The organism is Escherichia sp. XD33 (genome assembly GCF_019375075.1).
Taxonomy (GTDB): domain Bacteria; phylum Pseudomonadota; class Gammaproteobacteria; order Enterobacterales; family Enterobacteriaceae; genus Enterobacter; species Enterobacter flexneri_A.
The window spans coordinates 32413-39122 of record NZ_JAENDM010000039.1 but is presented as its reverse complement, the minus strand read 5'-3'; the positions used below and the strand labels follow the sequence as shown (position 1 = coordinate 39122).

Here is a 6710-nt window from a genome sequence, read left to right as displayed (position 1 = left end):
CGTCTTTCACCGAGGTTAACCGGCCACGGTTGTCATAGCGGCGGTAAAGGCTGATGCCTTCCTCGCGGTGGACCGCCGTCATCTGGCCGAAGCGGTCGTATTCATAACGGGTCTGGTAGCCCGAGCAGTCGGTGAACGCCAGCAACTGCCCGTAGCGGCTCCAGGTCATCTGCCGGGTGCTGCCCGTCGCATCCGTTGTCGTCGCCGGTAACTCACTGTGCGCGTCATCGTAGCGGTAGCGTACTGTCTCCCCGCTGCGCGATGTCTCCGATACCAGCCTGCCCGGTTCATCATATTCCCGGCGGCTCTCCAGCCCGTCCGGGGACACCACCGCCGTCAGCTGGTTCCCGTCGTTATAGTAAAATTTCGTCTCCCGCCCGTCCGGTGTGGTGATGTCCGTGATATCGCCGGACACCACATTCAGACCGTACTCTGTCCTCCGTCCCGCCGCGTCCGTCTGCGCCGTGAGCCTTCCTGCCGCGTCATACCCGCTGCGCGTGACGCTGCCGTCCGCCAGTTCTTTTTTCACCACCCGTTTCAGCCCGGCCCCGCCTTCTGTATGCAGCACCTCACGCCGGTTCAGGCTGTCGGTGACGGTGATGCGGTCCTGCTCATAAAGATAGCGGTAGCTTAACCCTGCCGGGTTCAGTTGCTCCACCACCCGCCCCGTATCGTCGTAGCGGTAGCGCATCTCCGGCCTTCCCGCGTAACGGTGCGCCACCATCCGGCCCGGGTGCTGCGCGTCATACGTGAAAGCGCGCACCTGCGTATTGCTGCGGTCATATACCGCCAGCAGTTCACCGGCTTCCGTATACGTGTACCGCACCAGTGGCGCAGCGGGCAGGCTCTCCGGGTATGCCGGGTCGTGCATCAGCCACACCGCCGAAAGGCGGATACCCCTGTCGGGGCCGTATTCGGTACCGGGCAGTGTGTCGGGGAACGCTGAGGCTGAGAGAGGGCGGGAACTGTCAGAAGAAGATAGCGAAGAGGTGCGGGCCTCTTCCGCACGCTGCGCCTGCGTGGTCAGCACCAGACGGAACTCCCGCCCGGCACCGTCCGTCACGCCGGTGATTTCCCCGGCCAGGTCACCGGCGGCCTCACGCCGGTACGTCAGCGTCCGCCCGAAGCGGTCCGCCATCCCGGTAAGCACCCGGTACGGCGGCAGCGGCGCTGGCAGTACGTCCTCAGCACCCGGCACCCGCTCAGACCACCCCAGTATCCACCACGGCCCCTGTGCGCTGTTGGTCGCCAGGTAAAGATGCGGGCTTAACCGGATATCCGGCGGCAGCGCCCCCCACAGCCGCGCCAGCGTATGGCCGTCCGGCTGTGCTGCCTTACCACCGCGCACCAGCCACATTGACTCACTGCGGCTGTACACCGCCTCCCCCGGCAGCAGCGGCTCAAAGTGAATGCTCCGCCCGCCGTTGTCGTTGAGTATCAGTCCGTCATCACGTAGCTGTAAGCGGATATCAGAAGGCGCTTTCCAGCCGGGGCCGAAAACGCCCACCGGTGCAGGCGTCTTCGTCCGGTAGCTGCTGTAGGTGCGGGAGAGAATGAACGGCAGCGGGCCGGGCAGCGCAAGGTCCGTCTCGCCGGGCAGCACCTTCGCCCCCAGCAGCGGATTTACCGGGTTGCCCGAAGTCATCCCGCCCGGACACACCGAGCACGCCACGCCGGTGGGCGCGCCAATTCTTACACCTGCCGAACCCTGGACAATGGGACCGCCATACTGAGTCATATCTCCCTGACGCGCCGCTGGTTTTCCGCTCATATAAAGTGCCCTTTTAGTTATTGTTCATATCCCTGTGTTAGCAACAAAAAAAATAAAATGACACACAAGACCAGCTAATGTATTTATATATTTTTCACATAAACTTATTTGTTCTCAATCAACAACAACTGTTATTACAGGTCACTTTCAATATTTTATTAAACTAACATTTTTAGCACAGATGAATTCATCATCAACAAATTCACTATATGGATAATATCCATTCAACGCATATGATTTATGATTTTATTAGTCTGAGTTATTTTTGTAGGGCTATATTTAAAATCAATAAACTCCACCGATTCAGATTAATATCAGCAATAGAAAGATAGGAAATCACCAATTCAATAACATCATCAATGAAACATATTGTAGAATTAATTTAAACAAGGCGTTCCATTCAACCAGAACGCCCCTTATTTACTCTCATCACCCCGCAAACTGCCTGAACAGCGCCTTACCCTTAACCAGTCGCGCACCCAGCCAGCCGCCGAAAAGCGACAGCAGCAGCGCTCCGCTGCACGGCAGAACAATCCACAATCGCCAGTCTGGCTCCCACGGAAAATCAAACACTTTCGCCTGCAACACTGCCAGCGCCGTTTCCGCACCAATTGCGGCCACCAGGCCGGAAACAAACCCAAGCATGGCGAACTCACACCACAACGTGGTACGCAGCAGTTTTTTCCCCGCACCGAGTGTGCGCCACACCACCAGCTCCTGATGACGCTGACGCATTCCCACCTGCACCTGTGCCAGCAACAGCAACATACCGCAGGCGGTGACCAGTACCACCATCACTTCCAGCGCCCGACTTACCTGCTCCAGCACCTGACCGACCTGTTTTAAAATCGCGCCAATATCTAACAGGCTAATGGTCGGGAACTGGCGGTTGAGTTGTGTCAACATGCCGTTGCCATTCTCCCAGCGGAAACTGGTAAGCCAGCTCTGCGGTTGCCCGTCTAATGCCCCTTCAGGGAAAATAAAATAGAAATTAGGCCGCAGACTTTCCCAGTCCACTTTGCGCAGGCTGGTCATTTTAGCGCGGAACTCCTGGGTATCGCCCATAAAAGTCACGGTATCACCGAGGGCAACGTTTAAGCGTTTCGCCAGCCCCTCTTCCATCGACACTTCATCGGCTTTTGGCGGCCAGTTACCGGCGACAATCGGATTATGATCGGGCCGCGTATTTTGCCAGGTAAGATTGAGTTCGCGGTTAAGCGCCTCATCTTCATTACCTTCTGTCGGCTTATCGTTAATCGCCGTCAGCCGCGCCCGCACCACCGGATAAAACGATTCCGGGACTATCTGATGTTCCGCGAGGAACGCTTTTAGCGGTGCTACCTGTTCTGTGGCGATGTTAATTAAAAAGTAGTTCGGGCTTTCTGGAGGTAGCTGCTGCTGCCAGCGGTCGAGCAGATCGCCACGCAACACCAGCAGCAGTGCCAGCAGCATAAAGGAGAGCGAAAATGCCGAAAGCTGACTTAACGTTGACCACGGCTGACGTAACAGGCGGCTAACCGCCAGGCGCAGAGGCAGCGATTTCAGCGTCATGCGGCGAAGTACATTCAGCAGCATCCAGCCCAGCACACCGCACAGCAAAGCCAGTACTACCGCGCCCGCCAGCACCGCCCAAAGCAGCATGCTGCCACCCATTAATCCGGCGAGCAGCAGCACAACCACCACACTGACAATCGGCAGATAAAACTTCAGCGGCCAGACGTTCGCTACCACATCATTACGTAATACGCGTAAAGGCTGCGTTGCCAGCAACAAGCGATATGGTCGTAGCCCCACCAGCAGCGAGATGACCGTCATGGTGCCAAGCGCCCACAGCCACGGCCAGAGGCTGGCTGGCGGTAGTGCAGCAGGCAGAACGGGCTTGAGCAGCACCATCAACACGTTTTCGAACAACAGGCCTATGGCCCCACCGGTAACGGCTGAAAGCGTCAGCACCATCAACCACTGACCGACGATTAGCTTACGCAGTTGCGCTCGCCCTGCCCCCAGCGTTTTGAGGATCGCCACCAGATCGTAGCGACTGCGACAGTAATGATTCATCGCTACCGCCACCGCTGCCACTGCCAGCAGCAAGGTCAGAAGCGCCGAAAGCAGCAGGAACTGTTGCGAGCGTTCCATCGATCGCCCCAGCGCGCCTTCGTCCTGTTCCAGACCGTACCAGCGTTGTTCGGGTTTAAGCTGAGGTAACAACCATTTCTCATAGCCGTCGAGCTGGTTCTCGTTGCCGCCGAATTTATAACGCCAGGTGACCCGACTCCCCGGCTGCACGGCTCCGGTTTTATCGACATCCGCCAGATTCATCATCAGACGCGGAGCCATCTGGAAGGGGTTAAAACCGGAATCCGGTTCCTGAATCACTTCTCCGGCAATCCGCAAGGTGGCATCGCCCACGTCAATGGTGTCGCCCGTTTTCAGGTTAAGCAGTGCCATCAGGCGTGGGGCCAGCAATACGCTGCCCGCCTGCGGTTTCAGGCCAGGGGGATTAGTTTGCAGATCGCCATACATCGGGTAGATATCATCCACCGCTTTGACGTTCGCCAGCTGCGGTGTGTCGCCTGCAAAGGTCATTGTGGCGAAAGTCAGCTGCTTGCCGACTTTCAGGCCGCGCTTTTGCGCTTCCTCCAGCCACGCTTGCGGCACTTCGCGTGAACTGCGCAACGCCCGGTCGCCCGCCATAAACTCACGGCTTTGCTGGCTTAAGCCCTTCTCCATGCGATCGCTGATATTGCCCAGCGCCAGCACGCAGGCCACCGCCAGGCTTAGCGCCAGCCAGACAATTAATAGCGACGGCGAACGCCATTCGCGCCAGAAACAACGTGCAATCATGCTTCCTCCTGCAACTGCCCGTTCACCAGCCGTAAGCAGCGGTCGCAGCGTGCCGCCAGTTGCAGGTCGTGGGTCACCATAATCAACGTGGTGCCATGTTCACGGTTGAGGGAAAACAGCAGGTCGGCAATTTTATCGCCCGTCTGGCGGTCAAGGTTGCCGGTGGGTTCGTCGGCAAACAGCACATCAGGTCGACCATTAAAGGCTCGTGCCAGCGCCACTCGTTGCTGTTCACCGCCGGAAAGCTGTGCCGGAAGATGATCCAGACGTTTACCCAGCCCTAACTGTTCGAACAACGCTTTCGCCCCGTTACGACTTTCCGCGCTACTCTCACCGCGCAGCAGAGCCGGAAGCTCGACGTTTTCCAGCGCGTTAAGGGTAGGAATTAACATAAATGACTGAAAAACAAAGCCGACGTGCTTCGCGCGCAACTTTGCCCGCGCTTCTTCGTCCATATTATGTAGCGGTTGTCCCACCAGACTCACTTCGCCACTGCTGCCGTCATCAAGCCCGGCGAGGATCGCCAGCAAGGTTGACTTACCCGATCCCGACTCGCCCACCAGTGCGATGGTCTCGCCACGTTTGACAACCAGCTCAACTCCGGTGAGGATGGAGAGTTCATGCTCCCCCTGACCGACGGACTTCTTAAGATGATGAACTTCAACAATGTTTTCCGCTGGCATTTGCCCTTCCTGTTCCTGGTCCTGTTAACCTTCCGTGCCGCCGCAGCGGACACGTTATTGATTCTGGGTGATAGCCTGAGCGCCGGGTATCGAATGTCTGCCAGCGCGGCCTGGCCTGCCTTGTTGAATGATAAGTGGCAGAGTAAAACGTCGGTAGTTAATGCCAGCATCAGCGGCGACACCTCGCAACAAGGACTGGCGCGCCTTCCGGCTCTGCTGAAACAGCATCAGCCGCGTTGGGTGCTGGTTGAACTGGGCGGCAATGACGGTTTGCGTGGTTTTCAGCCACAGCAAACCGAGCAAACGCTGCGCCAGATTTTGCAGGATGTCAAAGCCGCCAACGCTGAACCATTGTTAATGCAAATACGTCTGCCTGCAAACTATGGTCGCCGTTATAATGAAGCCTTTAGCGCCATTTACCCCAAACTCGCCAAAGAGTTTGATGTTCCGCTGCTGCCCTTTTTTATGGAAGAGGTCTACCTCAAGCCACAATGGATGCAGGATGACGGTATTCATCCCAACCGCGACGCCCAGCCGTTTATTGCCGACTGGATGGCGAAGCAGTTGCAGCCTTTAGTAAATCATGACTCATAAAGCAACGGAGATCCTGACAGGTAAAGTTATGCAAAAATCGGTCTTAATTACCGGATGTTCCAGTGGAATTGGCCTGGAAAGCGCGCTCGAATTAAAACGCCAGGGTTTTCATGTGCTGGCAGGTTGCCGGAAACCGGATGATGTTGAGCGCATGAACAGCATGGGATTTACCGGCGTGTTGATCGATCTGGATTCACCAGAAAGTGTTGATCGCGCAGCCGACGAGGTGATCGCCCTGACCGATAATTGTCTGTATGGGATCTTTAACAATGCCGGATTCGGCATGTATGGCCCCCTTTCCACCATCAGCCGTGCGCAGATGGAACAGCAGTTTTCCGCCAACTTTTTCGGCGCACACCAGCTCACCATGCGCCTGTTACCCGCGATGTTACCGCACGGTGAAGGGCGTATTGTGATGACATCATCGGTGATGGGATTAATCTCCACGCCGGGTCGTGGCGCTTACGCGGCCAGTAAATATGCGCTGGAGGCGTGGTCAGACGCACTGCGCATGGAGCTGCGCCACAGCGGAATTAAAGTCAGCCTGATCGAACCCGGTCCCATTCGTACTCGCTTCACCGACAACGTCAACCAGACGCAAAGTGATAAACCAGTCGAAAATCCCGGCATCGCCGCCCGCTTTACGTTGGGACCGGAAGCGGTGGTGGACAAAGTACGCCATGCTTTTATTAGCGAGAAGCCGAAGATGCGCTATCCGGTGACGCTGGTGACCTGGGCGGTAATGGTGCTTAAGCGCCTGCTGCCGGGGCGCGTGATGGACAAAATATTGCAGGGGTGAGTTGAAGCGCGCGCTTAAG

Annotated in this window: 4 protein-coding genes and 1 pseudogene; 2 read left to right on the top strand and 3 right to left on the bottom strand. The window is 56.9% G+C overall.

Features of this window, described 5'->3' with window-relative positions:
* From rhsD to ybbA, 3 genes and pseudogenes are all read right to left on the bottom strand, one after another.
* Nucleotides 1–1771: pseudogene (gene rhsD, locus K0778_RS18895) on the bottom strand (rhs element protein RhsD); the annotation flags it as partial.
* A 429-nt stretch (nucleotides 1772–2200) separates the two neighbouring features.
* Nucleotides 2201–4615 (bottom strand): putative ABC transporter permease subunit YbbP, encoded by a 2415-nt coding sequence (gene ybbP / locus K0778_RS18890; RefSeq protein WP_063084512.1) that lies wholly within the window; start codon nucleotides 4613–4615, stop codon nucleotides 2201–2203.
* Nucleotides 4612–5298 carry a putative ABC transporter ATP-binding protein YbbA gene (gene ybbA, locus K0778_RS18885; RefSeq protein ID WP_063084511.1) on the bottom strand — a complete coding sequence of 229 codons (687 nt, stop codon included), beginning with the start codon at nucleotides 5296–5298 and terminating at the stop codon, nucleotides 4612–4614. Before ybbA ends, ybbP begins: the two co-directional genes overlap by 4 nt.
* Between ybbA and tesA the strand changes: the two genes are divergently transcribed.
* Together tesA and ybbO are read left to right on the top strand one after the other, a co-directional pair.
* Entirely contained in the window at nucleotides 5269–5892 is a 624-nt protein-coding gene (gene tesA / locus K0778_RS18880) for a multifunctional acyl-CoA thioesterase I/protease I/lysophospholipase L1 (protein WP_001295836.1), read from the top strand. The two genes, ybbA and tesA, sit on opposite strands and share 30 nt — an antisense overlap.
* Nucleotides 5882–6691, top strand: a complete 810-nt coding sequence (gene ybbO / locus K0778_RS18875) for an NADP(+)-dependent aldehyde reductase (RefSeq protein WP_000148959.1) — start codon at nucleotides 5882–5884, stop codon at nucleotides 6689–6691. Before tesA ends, ybbO begins: the two co-directional genes overlap by 11 nt.
* Nucleotides 6692–6710 lie beyond the last annotated feature (19 nt).

Coding starts and splice junctions, on each gene's coding strand:
- ybbP (WP_063084512.1), bottom strand. CDS start 4,615: ATGATTGCACGTTGTTTCTGGCGCGAATGGCGTTCGCCGTCGCTATTA.
- tesA (WP_001295836.1), top strand. CDS start 5,269: ATGAACTTCAACAATGTTTTCCGCTGGCATTTGCCCTTCCTGTTCCTG.
- ybbA (WP_063084511.1), bottom strand. CDS start 5,298: ATGCCAGCGGAAAACATTGTTGAAGTTCATCATCTTAAGAAGTCCGTC.
- ybbO (WP_000148959.1), top strand. CDS start 5,882: ATGACTCATAAAGCAACGGAGATCCTGACAGGTAAAGTTATGCAAAAA.